This is a genomic window from Streptomyces sp. NPDC047043, from assembly GCF_040644055.1.
Lineage (GTDB): Bacteria > Actinomycetota > Actinomycetes > Streptomycetales > Streptomycetaceae > Streptomyces.
This window is the reverse complement of record NZ_JBEYVO010000003.1, coordinates 29,897-48,806: the sequence shown is the minus strand read 5'-3', so window position 1 is coordinate 48,806 and position 18,910 is coordinate 29,897. Positions and strand designations below refer to the sequence as shown.

17 protein-coding genes and 1 tRNA gene are annotated in these 18,910 nt (G+C 72.3%); 11 read left to right on the top strand and 7 right to left on the bottom strand.

The features are described 5' to 3' along the window. Positions 1-53: 53 nt before the first annotated feature. The gene (locus ABZ880_RS05430) at positions 54-506 is read right to left on the bottom strand and encodes a hypothetical protein (protein ID WP_361257245.1); all 453 of its coding nucleotides are present in this window, start codon (positions 504-506) and stop codon (positions 54-56) included. Between the two features lie 271 nt (positions 507-777). Here ABZ880_RS05430 and ABZ880_RS05425 point away from each other — a divergent pair, with 271 nt between their 5' ends. Next, complete coding sequence (locus ABZ880_RS05425) at positions 778-2,265, top strand: hypothetical protein (protein WP_361257242.1); 1,488 nt, start codon at positions 778-780, stop codon at positions 2,263-2,265. A 59-nt stretch (positions 2,266-2,324) separates the two neighbouring features. Here the strand turns inward: ABZ880_RS05425 and ABZ880_RS05420 are convergent, their stop codons facing one another. After that, the gene (locus ABZ880_RS05420) at positions 2,325-2,918 is read right to left on the bottom strand and encodes a histidine phosphatase family protein (protein WP_361257239.1); all 594 of its coding nucleotides are present in this window, start codon (positions 2,916-2,918) and stop codon (positions 2,325-2,327) included. 195 nt (positions 2,919-3,113) lie between these two features. Here ABZ880_RS05420 and ABZ880_RS05415 point away from each other — a divergent pair, with 195 nt between their 5' ends. The 7 genes from ABZ880_RS05415 (at position 3,114) to ABZ880_RS05385 (ending at position 9,513) form a co-directional block, all read left to right on the top strand. Further along, entirely contained in the window at positions 3,114-4,058 is a 945-nt protein-coding gene (locus ABZ880_RS05415; RefSeq protein WP_361257237.1) for a phosphatase PAP2 family protein, read from the top strand. After that, complete coding sequence (locus ABZ880_RS05410) at positions 4,009-5,139, top strand: hypothetical protein (RefSeq protein WP_361257234.1); 1,131 nt, start codon at positions 4,009-4,011, stop codon at positions 5,137-5,139. The genes ABZ880_RS05415 and ABZ880_RS05410 overlap by 50 nt, the downstream gene beginning before the upstream one ends. After that, positions 5,130-6,728 carry a hypothetical protein gene (locus ABZ880_RS05405; protein WP_361257231.1) on the top strand — a complete coding sequence of 533 codons (1,599 nt, stop codon included), beginning with the start codon at positions 5,130-5,132 and terminating at the stop codon, positions 6,726-6,728. The genes ABZ880_RS05410 and ABZ880_RS05405 overlap by 10 nt, the downstream gene beginning before the upstream one ends. Next, a complete protein-coding gene (locus ABZ880_RS05400; RefSeq protein ID WP_361257228.1) occupies positions 6,725-8,068 on the top strand; it encodes an AAA domain-containing protein in 1,344 nt (447 codons plus the stop codon). Before ABZ880_RS05405 ends, ABZ880_RS05400 begins: the two co-directional genes overlap by 4 nt. Positions 8,069-8,359: 291 nt before the next feature. Next, a complete protein-coding gene (locus tag ABZ880_RS05395; protein WP_361257225.1) occupies positions 8,360-8,725 on the top strand; it encodes a hypothetical protein in 366 nt (121 codons plus the stop codon). Between the two features lie 130 nt (positions 8,726-8,855). Then, a complete protein-coding gene (locus ABZ880_RS05390) occupies positions 8,856-9,449 on the top strand; it encodes a bifunctional DNA primase/polymerase (RefSeq protein ID WP_361257222.1) in 594 nt (197 codons plus the stop codon). Next, positions 9,440-9,513 (top strand) — tRNA-Lys (locus ABZ880_RS05385). Before ABZ880_RS05390 ends, ABZ880_RS05385 begins: the two co-directional genes overlap by 10 nt. A 49-nt stretch (positions 9,514-9,562) precedes the next feature. Here ABZ880_RS05385 and ABZ880_RS05380 read toward each other — a convergent pair. Continuing rightward, positions 9,563-10,840, bottom strand: a complete 1,278-nt coding sequence (locus ABZ880_RS05380; RefSeq protein WP_361257219.1) for a M6 family metalloprotease domain-containing protein — start codon at positions 10,838-10,840, stop codon at positions 9,563-9,565. Between the two features lie 313 nt (positions 10,841-11,153). On the opposite strand from ABZ880_RS05380, the gene ABZ880_RS05375 reads away from it, so the two are divergent. Then, complete coding sequence (locus tag ABZ880_RS05375) at positions 11,154-13,025, top strand: EAL domain-containing protein (protein ID WP_361257216.1); 1,872 nt, start codon at positions 11,154-11,156, stop codon at positions 13,023-13,025. Here the strand turns inward: ABZ880_RS05375 and ABZ880_RS05370 are convergent. The 3 genes from ABZ880_RS05370 to ABZ880_RS05360 all read right to left on the bottom strand — a co-directional run bounded on the left by ABZ880_RS05370 (position 13,004) and on the right by ABZ880_RS05360 (position 15,814). Beyond that, positions 13,004-14,095, bottom strand: coding sequence for an LLM class flavin-dependent oxidoreductase (locus tag ABZ880_RS05370; RefSeq protein WP_361257213.1), 1,092 nt, complete (start codon positions 14,093-14,095; stop codon positions 13,004-13,006). The genes ABZ880_RS05375 and ABZ880_RS05370 overlap by 22 nt on opposite strands. 193 nt (positions 14,096-14,288) lie before the next feature. Then, a complete protein-coding gene (locus ABZ880_RS05365; RefSeq protein ID WP_361257211.1) occupies positions 14,289-15,020 on the bottom strand; it encodes a decarboxylase in 732 nt (243 codons plus the stop codon). After that, positions 15,017-15,814, bottom strand: coding sequence for an aspartate/glutamate racemase family protein (locus ABZ880_RS05360; protein WP_361257208.1), 798 nt, complete (start codon positions 15,812-15,814; stop codon positions 15,017-15,019). The genes ABZ880_RS05365 and ABZ880_RS05360 overlap by 4 nt, the downstream gene beginning before the upstream one ends. A 150-nt stretch (positions 15,815-15,964) precedes the next feature. Here ABZ880_RS05360 and ABZ880_RS05355 point away from each other — a divergent pair, with 150 nt between their 5' ends. Together ABZ880_RS05355 and ABZ880_RS05350 are read left to right on the top strand one after the other, a co-directional pair. Next, positions 15,965-16,912: a D-2-hydroxyacid dehydrogenase gene (locus ABZ880_RS05355; RefSeq protein WP_361257204.1), complete on the top strand. Its 948-nt coding sequence runs from the start codon at positions 15,965-15,967 to the stop codon at positions 16,910-16,912. A 32-nt stretch (positions 16,913-16,944) separates the two neighbouring features. After that, positions 16,945-18,342, top strand: a complete 1,398-nt coding sequence (locus ABZ880_RS05350) for an amidase (protein WP_361257202.1) — start codon at positions 16,945-16,947, stop codon at positions 18,340-18,342. On the opposite strand, the gene ABZ880_RS05345 is transcribed toward ABZ880_RS05350, so the two are convergent. Then, positions 18,323-18,907: a hypothetical protein gene (locus tag ABZ880_RS05345; RefSeq protein WP_361257199.1), complete on the bottom strand. Its 585-nt coding sequence runs from the start codon at positions 18,905-18,907 to the stop codon at positions 18,323-18,325. The two genes, ABZ880_RS05350 and ABZ880_RS05345, sit on opposite strands and share 20 nt — an antisense overlap. Between the last annotated feature and the right edge of the window lie 3 nt (positions 18,908-18,910).

Sequence of the window (18,910 nt, the reverse complement as noted above, 5' to 3'; positions counted from 1 at the left end):
TATCGGCAGCCGCGTGGGGCCACGCCTGCGCAGGGTCCGACCGGATCCGGGCGTCAGCGGCAGTTGTCGGCCGCCGCGATGATCCGTGCGGCCTCGCCCAGTGCGGCGCGCAGCACCGCCGGGTCGGTGGCGAGGTCGGCGTCGCCGGGCGGGAGCAGCCAGTCGGAGCCCTCGACGGGCGGCCGGGGGTTCAGGCTGAGGCCTCGGCCATTGGTCTCCGTACAGGTGCTGCCGGGGACGTCCCAGGCGGCGGCCGTGCCGGGCGGCACCACGAAACCGAGGGTGCGGCCGCCGTCGTCGTGCAGGACGGGACCGACCGCTTCGCAGGCTCCGCGCCGCAGGATGTCCACCGCCTCCAGTCCCTGGCGCGACGGCACGGTGACCAGGTCGCACGCGCCCGCGGGGAGGGGTGGCTCGCTGTGCTCCGGGGTCGGTGCGTGCCCCGCCGCCGTCGACGGACGGCGAGGAACAACGCTCTGGCTGGTCTCCATCCCGGCCTCCACCACGGAACCCCTCCTTGAACGAAGCGGCTCGGGAGTCGGGTGGCTCCCGGTCCACTGGGGTAAACGCTTCACCGCGTCAACGGCTACGGCGGAAGTCCGCCGCAAAGGATGGCAGTTCATGGCAGATCCTGGATGAGATATCCGGTTTGTAGCCAAACACTGCGTGGCGGGTCGGACACAGCAGGTACGTTCTTGCCCGCCGGACACGGGTGCTTCACGGACAACTCCCCCCGAATCCGGCATGGTTCGACGGTTCGCACGAGAGGACCCGGCCATGACGTCGTCAAGGGTGACCTCGTCTCAGCCCCAGCCCACCCGGCCACCGCGGCCGAACCTCGTCTTCCGGCAGTTGCGCGGCCAGCGCTCGCCGGCCGAGTTCGCCGCGGCGGTGCGGCGGGCCGCGCGCGAGATCGGGGAGCGGGTCAGCTGCGACGCGCGTTACGTCGGCCGGGTCGAGGCGGGCGAGATCCGCTGCCCCAACTACGCCTATGAACGGGTGTTCCTGCACATGTTCCCCGGCCGCACGCTCACCGACCTGGGCTTCGCGCCCCGCTCGTCCGTCCGCGGACGCCGGGCGCACGCCTCCGGTGAGACGGCAGGGGCGTACGAGCCGTATGACACACAGGACGTTCAGCACGCGCACAACCCGCTGAACCCGTACGACCAGCAAGACCCGCACGATCCGCATGGGCAGCACGACGGCCATGCGCTGCACGAGAACCACGCCGAGAACGACGAGGAGAGCGACGTGCTGCGTCGCGCATTCATGACCGGCGGGGGCGCCACCGTGGCCGCCGCCTCGCTGGGCCAGATCGGGCTCGCCTTCGACGCCGCGGCGGCGGGACGCCCCGTGCGCCGCGCCGGGACAGGCGACGCCTTCGCGCTCGAGGAGGCCGTACGCAGAATCCGGCTGCTCGACGACCGGCACGGCGCGGACGGGCTCTACCGGCGCGCGTCGGAACCGTTGCGCGCCGCCTATGCGCTGCTGGACGCCGGGGCGACCCGGCAGACGACCGCCGACCGGCTGCACTCGGGCGCGGGTGAACTCGCCATTTCCGTGGGCTGGTTGGCGCACGACTCGGGGCGGTTCGACGACGCGCGCTCGCACTACGCGGAGGCGCTCGCGACCGCCCGGATGACCGGCGACGACGCCCTGGAGGCGCACGCCTTCTGCAACACGGCGTTCCTCGCCCGCGACGCCGGGCGCCCGCGCGAGGCGGTCCGGGCCGCGCAGGCCGCGCAACGCGTCGCGCGCCCGCTGGGCTCGCCCCGCCTGATGTCGCTGCTCGCGCTGCGCGAGGCGGGCGGCTGGGCGGGGCTCGCCGACCGCACCGGCTGCGAACAGGCACTCGCCCGCGCGCAGGCCCTCTACGAGCGGGGCCCCACGGAGGCCGACCCCGAGTGGATGAGCTTCTACGGGGAGGCCGAACTGGAGGGCCTGGAGGCGCAGTGCTGGTCCATGCTGGGCGACTGGCCCCGCGCCGCCCGCCACGCGCGCCGTGCGGCCCATCTGCAGAACCCGCACTTCACCCGCAACATCGCCCTGTACACGGCGGAACTGGCGGACGACCTCGCCAGGGGCGGCCGCCCGGACGAGGCCGCGGCGGCTGGGATGCGCGTACTGGACCTCCTGGACCAGGTCCAGTCGTCCCGCATCCAGACGATGCTGGCGGGCACGGCGAGGGTGCTGCTGCCACACCGTCGGGCGTCGGGCGTCTCGGACTTCCTGGAACGCCACGCATCGGTGCCGCGCACGGTTTGAGGCACGCACGCGTACGTGACGGCGTGCGCCACGCGTGCGTGGCGGCGGTCAGAGGGGTCCTAGACCAGGTGCCCCAGGTCGTTCCAGCTCTCGATGGCCGGCTCCCCGTAAGCCCACCCCAGCACCGAGAGCGACGTCGGGTTCAGCCTGATCCGGGCCGCGAAATCGATCGGCAGCCCCAACCACCGCGCACCGATCGACCGCAGGATGTGCCCGTGCGCGAAGACCAGCACGTCCCGGTCGGCCTCCCGCGCCCACGCCACCACCTCGTCGGCCCGCGCGGTCACCTCGGCAAGCGACTCGCCCTCCGGGACGCCGTCACGCCAAATGAGCCAGCCGGGCCGCACGGCCTGTATGTCGTCCGGTGTCATGCCTTCGTAGGCGCCGTAGTCCCATTCCATCAGCTTGTCCCAGACGACCGCCCGCTCCCCGAACCCGGCGAGCTCGCACGTCTCACGCGCGCGTGCCAGCGGGCTGGTGCGCACCTCGACCCCGGGCAGCCCCTCGAACGGCGCCCGGTGCAGCCGCTCCCCGAGCAGCTTGGCCCCGCGTCGGCCCTCCTCCAGAAGCGGCACGTCGGTCCTCCCGGTGTGCTTGCCGGACAGCGACCACTCGGTCTGTCCGTGCCGGGCCAGCAGGATGCGCGGTGCCATGAGGAGAGGGACCCTTTCGAAAGAAACCACAGGCGGAACACCTCCATCATCGCGCACGCTGTGTGAGGGCAACCCGGTGGGCGATCCTCGCGTCTTTGAGGGCCGGGGGCGCCCGACGAGGGCGCGCACATACGCCGTAAAGTGGCACGACCGGACCACCGGACGCCGGGCGAGAACGAAGGGGGAGGCGATCGGATGCCGCAGACCGAGACACCGGGCATCGAGGCGGCTGCCCCGCGCACGCGCCTGCGCTGGTGGACGGAGCTCCCGCTGATCCTGCTGGTGTACGCCTGCTACTCGGCCGGCCGCCTCCTCGCCCGCGGCAACACCTCCGGTGCCGTCGACCACGGCCTGGACATCCTGCGCATCGAGAAGTTCCTGCACATCAACGCCGAGCACCCGCTCAACCGGCTCTTCACGCGCGAGGCCTGGCTCGGCGTCCCGGCCGACTTCTGGTATGCGTCGCTGCACTACCTGGTCACGCCCGCGATCCTGGTCTGGCTGTTCCGATCGCGCGCCGTGCACTACCGCGCGGCCCGCACCTGGCTGATGACGTCGACCTTCTTCGGCCTGATCGGCTTCACCCTGCTGCCGACCTGCCCGCCCCGTCTCCTGTCGGCGGGCCACGGCTTCGTCGACACGATGGCCCAGTACAGCTCGTACGGCTGGTGGGGTGGCGAGGCCAGCGCCCCGCGCGGCCTCGGGGGCATGACGAACCAGTACGCGGCCATGCCGAGCCTGCACGTGGGCTGGGCGCTGTGGTGCGGCGTCATGCTGTGGCGCTACGGCAGGACGCCCGCGACGAAGGTCGCCGCCGTCGCCTACCCGCTGCTGACCACGATCGTGGTCATGGGCACCGCGAACCACTACTTCCTCGACGCGGTCGCGGGCGCGGCCGTGATGGGCGTCGGGCTGTTCCTGACTCCGTTCGTCATGCAGGGCGCCGACCGGATCAAGGAGCTGCTGCCCCTCGGCGCAGGCACCTCTCAGGTCGCGGGTTCCTCAATTGTCAGTGCCGGATGCCAGACTTCCGCGGGTGAGCGAATTCCACGGCAGCGCGATTCCCGGATCGGATCCGGAGCCGAGCCCGGTGCCTCTCCCACGGACGCCGGGGAAGGCGCTGCGGCAGCGGCTCGCTGAGCTGCGCGGTCCCGACGTACCCGCCAAGGCGCTGGACGCGCGCGCCCTGGCCGCCCTCGCCGCCAACCCCGGCTGCAAGCGGCGCGCGATCCTCGACGGCGCCGGGGTGAACAAGGCGACGCTGGCGAGCTCTCTGGGCTCCCCGTCGGTCTTCGGGCAGTCGCAGTTCGCGTTCACGCGGGGCAACGCGTTCGAGGCGAAGGTCAAGGCGGACGGCGGCGCCGAGCTGCTGCGGCTGGTGCACGAGAAGCTGGACCGGCACGCGCAGCCGCCGGCCGACGCGCGCGTGCCCGACCTCGCGGCAGTCGGCCCCGAGGGGCGCACGGCCCGTACGGCACTCGCACTCCGCGAGGCCTCCGACACCCCCGGCACCTGGACGCTCCTGGACCACCCGATGCTGGCGCTCGACGTGGCGGGCTCCCCCGCGTTCCTGGAGCCGGACGCGGTGGTGGTGCACCCGGACGGCAGCTGGACGGTCGTGGAGATCAAGTCCTTCCCGATGCTGGACGGTTCGGCCGACGCCGCGAAGGTGGGCGCGGCGGCTCGCCAGGCGGCGGTGTACGTGCTGGCACTGGAGGAGGTCGCCGCCCGCCTCGATCCGGCCCCCGAGGTGCGGCACCGGGTCCTCCTCGTCTGCCCGAAGGACTTCTCCAACCTCCCCACCGCCTCGGCCGTCGACATCCGCAAGCAGCGTGCGGTCACCCGCCGCCAGCTGGCCCGCCTCACCCGCATCGAGGACATCGCCGACACGCTGCCCGAGGGCACCTGCTTCTCCCCCGAGCTGTCCGCCGACGAGCTGACGACCGCCGTGGAGTCGGTCCCGGCGACGTACGCGCCCGAGTGCCTGTCCTCCTGCGAGCTCGCCTTCCACTGCCGCGACCGCTCGCGCGCGGCCGGCGCGGTGACCTCGCTGGGCCGCTCGGTCCGCGCCGAACTCGGCGGCCTGACGACCGTCGACGACGTGCTGTCCGCGGCCCGCGGCGAGTCCGGCGACCCGGACGACCCGACGGTGGCCGCGCTGCGGAGGGCGGCGCAGCTGCGTGCCGAAGCCCTCGGTCAGGAGGTCACCCCGTGTCGCTGATCTCCACTCTCGCCCGCCTCGAGGCCGTCCGCACCGGCCGCGCACAGCCCGCCGCCACGGTCCGGCACCGGCACCTGTCCGAGCGGCCGCTGGTCTTCGTGCCGCTCACCACCGCCGGTGAGGCCGGGGCCCCGCTCGGCGCACTCGTCGGCACCGACCGGGACGCACCGCGCCTGCTCGTCGTACCGCAGCCGCGCGACCGCGACCTGAGGTTCGCGTTCCTCGCCGAGCTGGCGGACGTCGTCCTGCCGTACATCGACTCGTACGCCGAGGCCGTGGAGGCCGCCGAGCGCAACGAGACCGATCCGGAGACCGGCAAGCGGGTCAAGGTCGAGGTCGAACTGTGCGCGGACGCGCCCCAGTTGATCGTCCCGAGCCGCGCCGGTGTCGACTTCGTACGGCTGCTCGGCCGCTCCATGCGCTTCAGGCGTACGGCGGAACAGGACCCGGAGACCCCGCATCCCGCGCCCCCGCGCGTGCCGCTGCTCGGCCGCTGGCTGACCCACTTCGGGGAGCGCGCCCGGGTCCCCGGCTCCTCGCTCCTGCTCGCGACGACGGACGGCCTGGCCCGGCACTGGGCGACCGGCCAGTCCACCCTGGAGGACCAGCACCTGGGTGCGCTGCTCGCCTGGATCGCCCCGCCGGAGGGCAGCACGGGCGCGGAGGCGGCGCTGCAGGCCGAACTCGCCCGCGGCCCCAAGGACCAGCTGCTGTGCCCGCCCGCCGGACCGGCCACCGACCCGGCGTTCGACAACAAGCTCCTCGCCCCGGCCATCGAGCGCTACGACCGCGCGCGTACCGCCCTCGCCGCCGCCGAGGACGGTCTGGAGGCCGACGACCGGCTCGGTGAACTCACCGCCGCCGAGCGGGAGATCCGCGACCTGGTGCTCAGCCGCACGCTGCCCACCTGGGAGAAGGTCTGGCAGGGCCTCGACCTGGTGCGGACACTGCCCGTCGGCGCGCATGTGGAGGAGCGGTGGACCCGCGACCGCTGGTCGTTCACCGCCCACCGCGACCGCGTCACCGCGGGCGAGCCCCCGCAGCCGCGCCGCGACGACGCCGTCACCGCCGCGAACAAGCTGGCCTCGCGCGAGCGCGAACAGGCCCGCCTCGAGGCCCAGGAGGCGCTCGACGACCCGCTGGTGATGGCGGGGCGGCGGCTGTCCGGGGAGGCGTTCGCGGGCGAGGTCACGGACGTCGTGATGGCGTACAGCGAGAGCAAGCGCCCCAGCCCGCGACCGCTGGTCACCGTCCGTACGGACGACCGGCCGCACCTGGGCGAGCGCGCCAAGGCGTACCGCTCCCTGGGCGGCAAGCCGCAGACGGCGGAGTTCGTCGGGTACGAATCCCCCGACGACCTCGCCGACGGGGAATCGGTGCTGGTCCTCCGCATCCTCGACAAGATGGGCCGCGGCAAGGAGCCCGAGGCCGGGTCCGTGCCGGAGAAGGGCGACCGGCTCTGCTTCACGCTCTTCGAGCACGAGCAGCGGGGCGGCCCGAAGCTGCCCGACCCGGAGGAGACCCCGTGGACGCACGGCGGCCCGCCCGGTGAGGCCGCCGATCCCGTGACCCAGGAGGACGTCCTGTGACCCCCGACGCCGCCTTCGACCCCGGCGCCGAGGCCGCCCGCGCCACCGCCGACATCCTCCACGACACCCTGCACGGCACCGACCGGGGCGTGGTCGTCGACTCCCCGCCCGGCGCCGGCAAGTCCACGCTGGTCGTGCGCGCGGCGCTCGAACTGGCCGACGCCGGGCGCCCGTTGATGATCGTCGCCCAGACGAACGCGCAGGTGGACGACCTGGTGCTGCGCCTCGCGGAGAAGAGCCCGGAGCTGCCGGTCGGCCGGCTGCACAGCAGTGACTCCGACCCGTACGACAAGGCGCTCGACGACCTGCCGAACGTACGCAAGTCGGCGAAGGCGGGCGAGCTGACCGGGCTCGCGGTCGTGATCTCCACGGCGGCCAAGTGGGCGCATGTGAAGGTCGACGAGCCGTGGCGGCACGCGATCGTCGACGAGGCCTACCAGATGCGCTCGGACTCGCTGCTGGCCGTGGCCGGCCTGTTCGAGCGGGCGCTGTTCGTGGGCGACCCGGGCCAGCTGGACCCCTTCTCCATCGTCGGCAGCGAGCAGTGGGCGGGCCTGTCGTACGACCCCTCGGCCTCCGCGGTGACCACCCTGCTGGCCCACAACCCCGAGCTGCCGCAGCACCGCCTGCCCGTCTCCTGGCGCCTCCCCGCGTCGGCCGCACCGCTGGTCTCCGACGCCTTCTACCCGTACACCCCGTTCCGCAGCGGCACGGACCACGGCGACCGCAGCCTGACCTTCGCCGTCCCCTCGGACGGCTCCGGCCCCGACGAGGTGATCGACGAGGCCGCGGAGTCCGGCTGGGGCCTGCTGGAGCTGCCCGCCCGGCACACGCCGCGCACCGACCCCGAGGCGGTGCGGGCCGTGGCGACGGTCGTACGGCGGCTGCTGGACCGGGGCGGCGCTGCGACGTCGGAGCGCGCACCCGAGGAGCCCGCGCCGCTGACCCCCGCCCGGATCGCCGTCGGCACGGCCCACCGCGACCAGGCGGCGGCGGTACGGGCGGCACTGGCGGAGCTGGGCGTCACGGAGGTCACCGTCGACACGGCGAACCGCCTCCAGGGCCGCGAGTACGACGTCACGGTCGTCCTCCACCCCCTCTCCGGCCGCCCCGACGCCACCGCCTTCCACCTGGAGACGGGCCGCCTGTGCGTCCTCGCCTCCCGCCACCGCCACGCCTGCATCGTGGTCTGCCGCGCGGGGGTGAGCGAACTGCTGGACGACTACCCGTCGACGGAGCCGGTCCAGCTGGGCACGCTGATCAAGTTTCCCGATGGCTGGGAGGCGAACCACGCGGTGCTCGCGCGGCTGGCGGAGCACCGGGTCACCTGGAAACCGTGACCGCGCCTCGAACGGCCGAACCGTCGACACCGAGCACCATGCCGACCAATCCACGGGACGCAATCCCGCACACCGCCGGAGGCGGCCATCAAACACAGCCCCGATGGCTGGGAGGCGAACCACGCGGTGCTGGCCGCAGCGTGACGGTCGGCGCATTCGTTGCCGGGAACATCACGCGACCCACACAGCTTGATACCGCCGGAGGCACTCGGCCCTCTTGTGCGGAAGCGGGACAATGGACGGTGGCCCGCCCACGCACGGGTCGTCCGCGACGTACGAGGAGGAGAAGACATGGCGGAGCCCACGCCGCGTCGGAACGAACCGCGGCTACGCCCCGCGCCCCTGCTCTTCGAGCCCGCGGAGGCGGCCTCCGACCCTGAGCACTTCTTCGACCTGGAGTCGATCGACGACCCGCGGGCGCTGCTGGCCCGCTCGACGGAGCTGGCCCAGGCGTTTCGCGCGGCCGCGGACCGGGCGGTGGAGTACCAGGCGATGGCGGCCGCGCAACTCGCGGACCCACGGCGATTCGACCGGCTGACGCCGGCGGACATCGCGGAACGCGCCGAGTGGACCGAGGACTATGCCAAGAAGATGGTCGAGTTCGGCCGGGACCTGATGCGCGGCGCCGAGGGACGGGGCTCCGCGGACCCCGTGTGAGCGGTGTGAACACGGCTCACTTCGGACTGGCATATGCCAGGCGGGCAAGATACTCCTCACCACCCCTTCCTGTCCCGGTTTCCGGCAACCCTCAGGAACCGCGCGCTCACGGCCGGTAGATGTAGATGCCATGAGCAGTGAACGCAACGATCCGTTCCCCGACCGCTTCGACGTCTGCGGGGTCACCTCGGACGGCGCCGCCTGGCTCGCCTCGGCCGGAACGTATCCGCGCAGCACGCTCGCCCTGTGGGAGGAACGGCCCACCGCCCCGGTCGTGCTGCCGTGCGGCTCCGCCTTCGACGTCGTCAGCGCGCCCGCGGTCTTCGGGCGCCGGATGGTCGACCGGCTGTGGGAGGAGGGGCCGGGCTCGGGACCGGTGGCGGCCTTACGGGGCCGCATGCTGCTGTTCGCCGCCCCCGGCACCGCCCAGCGGCTGCCCTCGCTGCTCGGCTGGGAGGAGATCGGCCGTACCGGAGCGATCCCGCCGCTGCTGTGCCACGGCAACGGCGACGCGGTGACCGTCCCGGCCCTGCGGGCACCCGCCGCCCCGACCTCGGGCGACTCCCGCTGGCTCGTCGCCCCGGACACGCGTCACCCCTGGCTGCCGGGCCCGGAGATCCTGCTCTGGGCGGCCGTGCGGGCGGCCCGCGCGGCGGTGCGGATATCGATTTTTCCTCCCGCCGATCAGGATGCTAAGGTCTACGACGTCAGCAGGCGCCGCTAGCTCAGTTGGTTAGAGCAGCTGACTCTTAATCAGCGGGTCCGGGGTTCGAGTCCCTGGCGGCGCACAGACAGCAAGGCCCCTCGCGGAAGCGAGGGGCCTTTTGCGTACCCGCATCACCCGGACGTGATCTTCACCGTCCACGCCCCCGAAACCGTCCGCCCCTCCACCTCCACCCGCACACGCGTGCCCGGCACGGTGAAGCTCTCGCCCAGGCCGACCGGGGCGTCCGCGAGGGGTGGGTAGACGGAGTTCTCCCAGCAGGCCTCGGTGTGCGGATGGGCGTCGACGACCTCGATCGGGCCCGTGCCGGACTCGATGCCGCTGCGCACCCGGTAGACGAGGATGCCCGCCCGGCAGACCGCCGTGTCGTTGCCGACCGGGCCGCGCGCCTCGAAGGCGAGCACACTGTCGGGCCCCGTCCGCACCACCGCGAGCTTGGTGCCGTGCCCGACCCCGAAGGCCGGCGGTCCCGCCGCACCCGTCGCCGGGACGCCCGGCCCCGCACCCAGCGGCTCCAGGGTCAGCCGTGTGACACCGGCCTCCCGCACACACACCACCTGTCGCGGATCCAGCCATCCCAGCTTCCACTTGTGCCAGCCGAACAGATCGGGAGCCAGGCCGAACTGGCTGCCCATCAGGTCCCAGTCGCCGACATACGTGTCCCAGTCGCCCTTGCCGTCGTCCGGCCGGTGGTACAGGTCCGGCAGATCAAAGACGTGCCCGGTCTCGTGCGCGAGGACGAGCCGGTCGGGCGGATGCCGCTCGAAGACCGTCACGACCCGCCGGATGTCCTTGCCGTCGGCATGCAGCGGACTGTCGAGGTTGACGACCTTCGTGGCGTCCGAGTCCACGCCGGGCGCGTCCGGGTCGGCGACGAAGTACACGATGTCGTAGCGGGAGAAGTCGACCTGGGGATCGGCGGCGGCCAGCGCGTCGCGCAGGTAGGCGTCACGGTGCTCGGCGTTCCAGTCGCGCTGTATGGCGTACGACGTCGACGCCCGCGGCATCCGGATCCAGTGGTTCAGCGGATGCGGGCGGAGGGTGAACCTGCCGTAGGAGGCCTGCTCGAAGAAGCGGCTGGTGGCCGGGAAGTGGTCGGCGGTCAGCTCGGCGGGCGTGGTCCGCGGGACCGAGTCCGGGAAGGACAGGAAGACCATCACCGCGTCCAGGGCGCGGGTCGGGCGCGGATAGGCGGCGTTCCAGGTGTCGAGACCCTCGGAGTGGTGGGCGTCCGTGCGCTGCAGGGCGCACGGCACCGCCGAGAACGGCTCGGCGACCGACGGCCCGGTCACCAGCGAGGTCGCCGCGAGGGCGGACAGAGTGGTGAACACGGCGGCGGTGCTGCGCAGTCGGGGGCCCCTGAATCCCTTGAGGGGGAACTGACGCGGCACAGGGACCTCCGGGAGCGGTACACGGGACACCGCACCCAGCTTGTGTTTATTTGTCGTACTGCGCCCTGTTTGTCTGCCCCAGACGAGTGAGCCGGCCGGGAAACCGTCAGGTCCGACACCCCCGAATCGCTCACGGAACGTCACAAGTGGTCGGGGGCCCCAAGAACCCGTCCAGCTGCGGGCAGAAACGATCTGTCAGAAGTGCCGCTCGATCCGGGACACTGGAGTGTGGCTGGAAGGCCCTTGGGTCTGCCTCTATGATCGGCACACTTTCCTGCACGGACAGAGATCGAGTGCACTGCGGGAGCGAGCGGTGAGCGGAACGTCCGAAGGGCCGGCGCCCGCGGCAGACCTCGACCGGTCCGCCGTTACAGAGAGTGACACCTACGCGTCTCCTCGTACCGAGCCGCAGGCGACTCGTACGGAGCCGTCGGCGTACCACTCGGTCTTCAGGGCTGCGCCCCTGGCCATGGCGGTCGTCGACCGCGAGGGTCTGGTGGTCGGCGCCAACGACGGCTTCGGTGCCCTGTTCGGCAGCGCCACCGACGCGTTGACCGGCCGCATCGCCGCCGACCTGGTGGACCTGGCGTCCGACGCGCGGAACTGGCACGCCTACCGCGAGATGCTGCGCGGCCGCGAGGCCCTGCTGCGCTGCACGCGCCGGCTGAAGCATCCCGACGGACAGTCGGTGTGGGTGCAGGTCACCGTCACCCCCCTCGGTCAGGACGGCTGCCTGCTGATGTCTCTCAGCGACATCAGCGCGCACCGTGAACTCCAGGGCCGGCTGCGGCACTTGGAGATGCACGACCCGGTGACCCGGCTGCCCAACCGCACGCTGTTCTTCGAGCGGCTGACGGCCGCACTGGAGGCGGAGTCGTACGCGGAGAGCGGCACCGGCCGGATCGGGCTGTGCTATCTGGACCTCGACGGGTTCAAGGCCATCAACGACACACTCGGCCACCGCGTCGGCGACCGGCTGCTGGCCGCCGTCGCCGAACGCCTCACGCGCTGTGCGGACGAGGCGGGTTACGCCAGAGCGAGCGTGCCGCTGGTGGCCAGACTCGGCGGCGACGAGTTCGCGCTGCTGGTGGAGGACTCGACGGGCACGGACCAACTGGCCGAGCTGGCGGAGTCGGTGCTGGAGGCGGTGCAGGCACCCTTCGACCTCGACGGCCGGCGGCTGTCGGTGTCGGCGTCGATCGGCGTCGTGGAGCGCCGTGCGGTCGGGACGACCCCAACTGCCCTGATGCAGGCGGCCGACACCACCCTCTACTGGGCGAAGGCCGACGGAAAGGCCCGCTGGACGCTGTTCGACCCGGAGCGCAACGCCCACCGCATGACCCGCCAGGCGCTGGCCTCCACGCTGCGTCCCGCCATCGAGCGCGGTGAATTCGTCCTCGAATACCAGCCGTTGGTGGGCATGGAGGACGGCCGGCTGAACGGCGTCGAGGCGCTGGTGCGCTGGAACCATCCGCAGTTCGGTGTGCTGACGCCGAATCGGTTCATCGGACTGGCGGAGGAAGACGGCTCGATCGTGCCGCTGGGCCGCTGGGTCCTCGTCACGGCCTGCCGCCAGGCGCGGCAGTGGCAGTTGGACCACCCGGACGAGCCGCCGCTGTTCGTGAGCGTCAATGTGGCGGTGCGTCAGGTCTGGGACTCGGATCTGGTCGCGGACGTCGCGGAGACCCTGGCGGAGACGGGCCTCGCTCCGCACCTGCTCCAGCTGGAGCTCACCGAATCGGCGGTGATGGGCTCGGCGGGCCGCCCCCTGCAGGCGCTGCAGGCACTCAGCGACATGGGGGTGCGCATCGCGATCGACGACTTCGGCACGGGCTACTCGAACCTGGCCTACCTCAGCCGGCTGCCGGTGTCGGTGCTGAAGCTGGACGGCTCGTTCGTACGGGGCTTCCAGTACGAGAGCGACAAGGACGGGGCCGTACCGCCGAACCCGGCCGACGAGGTCGTCGTGGAGGCGATGATCCAGCTCGCCCACCGGCTCGGTCTGACGGTCACCGCGGAGTGCGTGGAGACGTCGGCGCAGGCGACCCGGCTGCGGCGGATCGGCTGCGACACCGGCCAGGGGTGGCTGTACTCACGGCCGGTGTCGCCGGATCGTATCTCCGAGCTGCTCGCGCCCGTCGAGCCCGCCGCGCACGTCGGTGATCAGGTGGTCGGCAACCCGTAGGCGTCGGCGATGAGTTCGTACGAGCGCAGGCGTACGTCCCCGCTGTGGGCGTTGCCCGTGATCATCAACTCGTCGGCGCCGGTGCGCTTCTGGAGGTCGTCCAGGCCGGAGCGGACCTCGTCCGCGGTGCCGTGGATGACGTTGGAGTTCCAGGAGTCGACGAACTCCCGCTCCATCGGGCTGAATTCGTAGGCCTCGGCCTCCTCCGGGGTGGGGACGAGCCCGGGGCGGCCGGTGCGCAGGCGGACCATGTTGAGCGCGGCGGCCAGGACCTGGCGGCGGGCCTCCCGCTCGTCGTCCGTGGCGAGGGCGGAGACGCCGATGAGGGCGTACGGGGCGGCCAGCACCTCGCTCGGCCGGAAGGACTCGCGGTAGAGGTCCAGGGCCGGGATGGTGTTCTGCGCGGAGAAGTGGTGCGCGAAGGCGAAGGGCAGGCCCAGGACGCCGGCCAGGCGGGCGCTGAAGCCGGAGGAGCCGAGCAGCCAGATCGGCGGGCGGTGCGGGGACTGGACGCCGCCGGGGGAGGTCGCCTGGACCGGGCCGGGGACGGCGTGGATACGGCGGTAGGGGTGGCCGTCCGGGAAGTCGTCGTCCAGGAAGCGGGTGAGCTCGGCCAGCTGCTCGGGGAAGTCGTCGGCGCCCTCGTTGAGCCGGTCGGTGCGGCGCAGGGCGGCTGCGGTGGCGCCGTCGGTGCCCGGGGCGCGGCCGAGCCCGAGGTCGACGCGGCCGGGGGCCATGGCCTCGAGTGTGCCGAACTGCTCGGCGATGACGAGGGGTGCGTGGTTGGGCAGCATGACGCCGCCGGAGCCGAGCCGGATGCGGTCGGTGTGGGCGGCGAGGTGGGCCAGGATCACGGCGGGCGAGGAGGAGGCCACGCCGGGCATGGAGTGGTGCTCGGCGACCCAGTACCGGTGGAACCCGCGGCTCTCCGCGAGGCGGGACAGGGCGACGCTGGTGCGCAGGGCGTCGGTGGCGGTACGGCCGGCTCCGACGGTGACCAGGTCCAGTACGGAGAGCGGTACGGGGGCGGTGCCGTGTGTCGTACCCCGGATCTCGTCTTCTGCCGCCACGTTCTGCCTCCGTCGGTGTCGCCGTGTGCTGTCGTCCGGCGCTAACAGGAGGCACTCTCCGCTTTATTCCCTTGGGGCTCCGCCCCCCAGACTCCCGTCGGCCCTGAAGGGGCCTCGTCCTCAAACGCCGGACGGGCTGACCTGCGCCGACCGGCGCTGGAAGATCAGCCCCTCCGGCTTTTGAGAGCCAAGGTCACACCTGGACGATCGGCTCCCGCGTGAACAGCGAACCCAGCGTCGGCGCGTTCACCCGGCGGTCCGCAAGCCGTAGCGCCTCCCACACCGTGACCTGGTTCGCCGTGAGGACCGGTTTGCCCAGTTCCTTCTCCAGGGCCGGGATGTGGGCCGCCGTGTGCAGGGCCGTGTCCGGGAGGAGGAGGGCGTCCGCGTCGTCCCGGTCGGCGTCGCGCGCCAGCAGGAACACCTCCGCCTCGCCCCAGGTGCCGACCTCCGCCGCGGTGATGATTCCGGCACCGCGGACCGATGTCACCTCCACGTCGGCCGCCCGCAGGAACTCCGCGAAGAGCGCCGCCACGTCCTCGGGATACGTCGCGCCGATCGCCACCCGCCGTGCCCCGACCTCCTGCAGCGCGTGGACGAAGGCGAAGGACGTCGAGGAGGCGGGCATTCCGGCCGTACGGGCGAGGGCGCGCACCTGGTCGTGGGCGCCCTCCCAGCCGTAGACGAAGCTTCCGCTGGTGCATGCCCAGACGACCGACTCCGCGCCCGCCATGCGCAGTTCCTCGACTCCCGCCGCGAGCCGCTCGGCCGAGCCCATGTTGAGCAGCGCGTCGACCCGGTGTGCGTCCTCGCCGATGTCGGTGTGGACGACGTCGAGGCGGATGTCGCTGCCGAGCAGCTGCTCGATGCGCGGGTAGTCGTCCTCGGCGGAATGGCCGGGATAGAGGAATCCGAGTGCCGTCATGACCTGCCTTCCTGCTGCTGTTCACCGTCCGGGAGTTCCGGCAGTACGGGACCGGAACGCGCCGCCGGATCGATCAGCGCCTGGTACGGCCCCACCGCCCGGGTACCCAGCCGGGACAGCGCAGCCCACATCGTCACCTGGTTGGCCGAGATCACCGGGATGCGCAGTTCGGCCTCCAGCTGCGGGATGACGTCGTAGGTCGGCAGGTTGGTACAGCTGATGAACAGGACGTCGGCGGAGCGCCGTACCGCCTTGTGGGCCATGGCGACCACATCGCGGTACGGGACCTTCCAGATGTGCCTGGTCAGGCCCATGTACACACAGCCGGTGACCTTGACGCCCGCCTCGGCGACGTACTCCTCCAGCGCGCGTGTGACCGACACGGTGTACGGAGTCACGAGCGCAACCCGGCGCGCACCGAGCGCCGCCAGTGCCTCCAGGAGCGCGCCCGAGGTGGTGATCGAGGGGACCGCGCCGGCCCGGGTCATCGCCGCGCACATCGCGCGCTCACCGGCGATCCCGCCGACGAAGCTGCCCGAGGTGCAGGCGTAGGCGACGACCTCGGGTGTGATCGCGGTCAGGGTGCGGACCGCGTCGTCGAGCGTCTCGTGCTCGCTGACCAGCCGCGCGAGGTCGAGGCTCACCTCGACCGGCACATACGGTGTCCGTGTCAGATGCAGCGAGACGTCGTCCGGGACCCAGCGCCACAGCTCGCGGTCCAGCGCGAAGTCAAAAGGGGCGACCACGCCAACACCGCGCTGCGGGCGGGGTCCACCGAGAAATGAAACGTCCATGATGCCCATGGCACGCACCGCCTCACCGTGAGAAACAGCGGAGCAACGGACCCCCCAAAGCGCCCGTGTTGACGAAGGTAGGTTCGGGTGCGAGCGTGGTCAAACCTCGCATGTCAGACGGCCGCAACCGCCCCGAGAAACGGCTCTCGCATGACCACCCCCACCCTGCTCGTCCTGGACGCCGAACCCCTTCCCCGCCTCGGCAGACTCACCGGTCGCGCCCGTATCGAGCACGCCGACGAGTCGACCCTCGCCGAGCGGCTGCCGCACGCCGACGTGCTCCTGGTCTGGGACTTCGCGTCCCGGGCCGTGCGCACCGCCTGGCCGGGCGGGGGCCCGCGGCCGCGCTGGGTGCACACGGCGAGCGCGGGCGTGGACCACCTGATGTGTCCGGAACTCGCCGCGTCCGACACGGTGGTGACCAACGCGCGCGGCGTCTTCGACCAGCCGATCGCCGAGTATGTCGCGGCCCTGGTCCTGACCATGGCCAAGGATCTGCCGCGGACCTGGGAGCTGCAGCGGGAGCGGACCTGGCGGCACCGGGAGACACAGCGAGTGGCCGGCACGCGCGCGTGCGTGGTCGGGTCCGGGCCCATCGGCCGTACGATCGCCCGCACGCTCAAGGCGCTGGACATCACCACCGCGCTCGTCGGGCGCACCCCGCACACCGGCATCCACGGCCCCGACGATCTCGACCGGCTGATCGCCCGCGCCGACTGGGTGATCGCGGCCGCGCCGCTCACCGAGCAGACGTACGGCATGTTCGACGCGCGCCGCTTCGGCGTGATGCAGCCCGGAGCCCGGTTCATCAACATCGGGCGGGGCGGTCTGGTCGTGGAGGACGCGCTCGCGGAGGCGCTCGCCAAGCGGTGGATCGCGGGTGCGGCGCTGGACGTCTTCGAGCACGAACCCCTCACCCCCGACAGCCCGTTGTGGGAGGTCCCGGGCCTGATCGTGTCCCCGCACATGAGCGGTGACACGGTCGGCTGGCGGGACGAACTCGGCTCGCAGTTCGTGGAGTTGTACGAGCGCTGGGAAGCGGGCAGGCCGCTGCTGAACGTGGTCGACAAGAAACGCGGGTACGTACCAGGACGCTGAACCGCCGGACAGGTCCTAGCGATGGAGGGCAGATGACGGACCCCGAGCTCACCGAGCTGACCGCCGCACGACTCGTCGAGGGGTATCGCAAAGGGGAGTTCAGTCCGCAGGAGGCCACGAGGGCCGCGCTGGAACGGGCCGAGCGGATCCAGCCGGAGGTGAACGCGTTCGTACGGCTGCTGGCCGACGAGGCGCTCGCACAGGCCCGGGAGTCGACGGAGCGCTGGCGGCGCGGTGAGCCGAAGGGGCTGGTGGACGGGGTCCCGACGACCGTGAAGGACATCCTGCTGCTGCGCGGCGCCCCGACCCTGAAGGGTTCCAACACCATCTCGGAGCAGGGCAGTTGGGACGAGGACGCCCCTTCCGTCGCCCGACTGCGGGAGCAGGGCGCGGTGTTCATCGGCAAGACGACGACACCCGAGTTCGGCTGGAAGGGCGTGACGGACTCGCCGCAGTCCGGGATCACCCGCAATCCGTACGACCCGACCCGCACCGCCGGCGGTTCGAGCGGCGGCGCGGCGGCGGCCGTGGCGCTCGGCGCGGGACCGCTGGCGCTGGGCACGGACGGCGGGGGCAGTGTCCGTATCCCGGCGGCCTTCTGCGGCGTCTTCGCCCTGAAGCCGACGTACGGCAGGGTTGCGCTCTACCCGGCGAGCGCCTTCGGCACGCTTGCCCATGTGGGCCCGATGACCCGGGACGCGGCGGACGCGGCGCTGCTCCTCGACGTGATCGGAGTGCCGGACAACCGCGACTGGTCGGCGCTGTCCGCCGCGCCCGGCTCCTTCGTCGCCGCACTGCCGGGCGGGGTGAAGGGCCTGCGGGTCGCGTACTCGCCCTCGCTCGGCGGCCAGGTGGCGGTGCAGCCCGCGGTCGCGGCGGCGGTGCGGCGGGCGGTGGAGCGGCTGGCGGAACTCGGCGCGTACGTCAGCGAGACCGACCCCGACTTCACCGACCCGGTGGACGCCTTCCACGCCCTGTGGTTCTCGGGGGCGGCCCGGGTGACCCAGCAACTCGGGCCGCACCAGCGGGAGTTGCTCGACCCCGGGCTGCGGGAGATCTGCGCTGCCGGTGCCCGCCTCTCCGCACTGGACTACCTCGCGGCGGTGGACGTCCGCATGGAACTCGGCCGCCGCATGGGCCACTTCCACGAGTCCCACGACCTCCTGGTCACGCCGACGCTGCCGATCACCGCCTTCGAGGCGGGCGCCGAGGTGCCGAAGGGCTCGGGGCACCGGCGCTGGACGGGATGGACCCCGTTCACGTACCCGTTCAACATGACGCAGCAGCCGGCGGCGACCGTCCCGGTCGGCACCGACGGGGACGGCCTGCCGATCGGCCTGCAACTGGTGGCCGCCCGGCACCGCGACGATCTGGTGCTGCGGGCGGCGCACGCCCTGTACGAGGCCGGGATCACACCCCCGATCGCCTGACCGGCCCTCCCGTGTCGATCATGTCGACCGGCGTGCCCTGCAGCCGGTCGACATAGGCCAGGAGTCTTTCGTTCAGCTCCGCCCTCGAGCCGTACAGGTCCTCCCGCCAACGGCGCACCCGATCACGCGGCATCTCGTCGGCACGCAGCGTGCGACCGTCCCTGCCGACGATCCCGCCGGCGAGCGTGTGCAGTACCCCCGTCACCTGGTCGAAGGCGCCGAACTGCTGTGATCCGACCCAGAGTCCGCCGCCGAGCAGCTCGTCGGAAGCCGCCCTCGCCTCCTTCTTCAAGGCTCTGGACTCCGAGACGAACCGCTCCGGGTCCACGGAGCGGCCGGCTTCGAGGTCGGCGAGGACGTTGTTGAGGAAGTCGTGCCAGTCGCGCATCGCCGTACGCACCCGGGCAATCCGCTGCAGCTGGATCCGGATCTCCTCACGACCGGCCCGGTCCCTCTCGTGCCGAGCCGCCTGTCGCTGATGGGCCAACGGTCCGAGGAACATGGCGAGGGCCGAGATCAGCGCTCCGATGACACCACCGAGCAACCCGGCGATCGTGTTCGACATGGC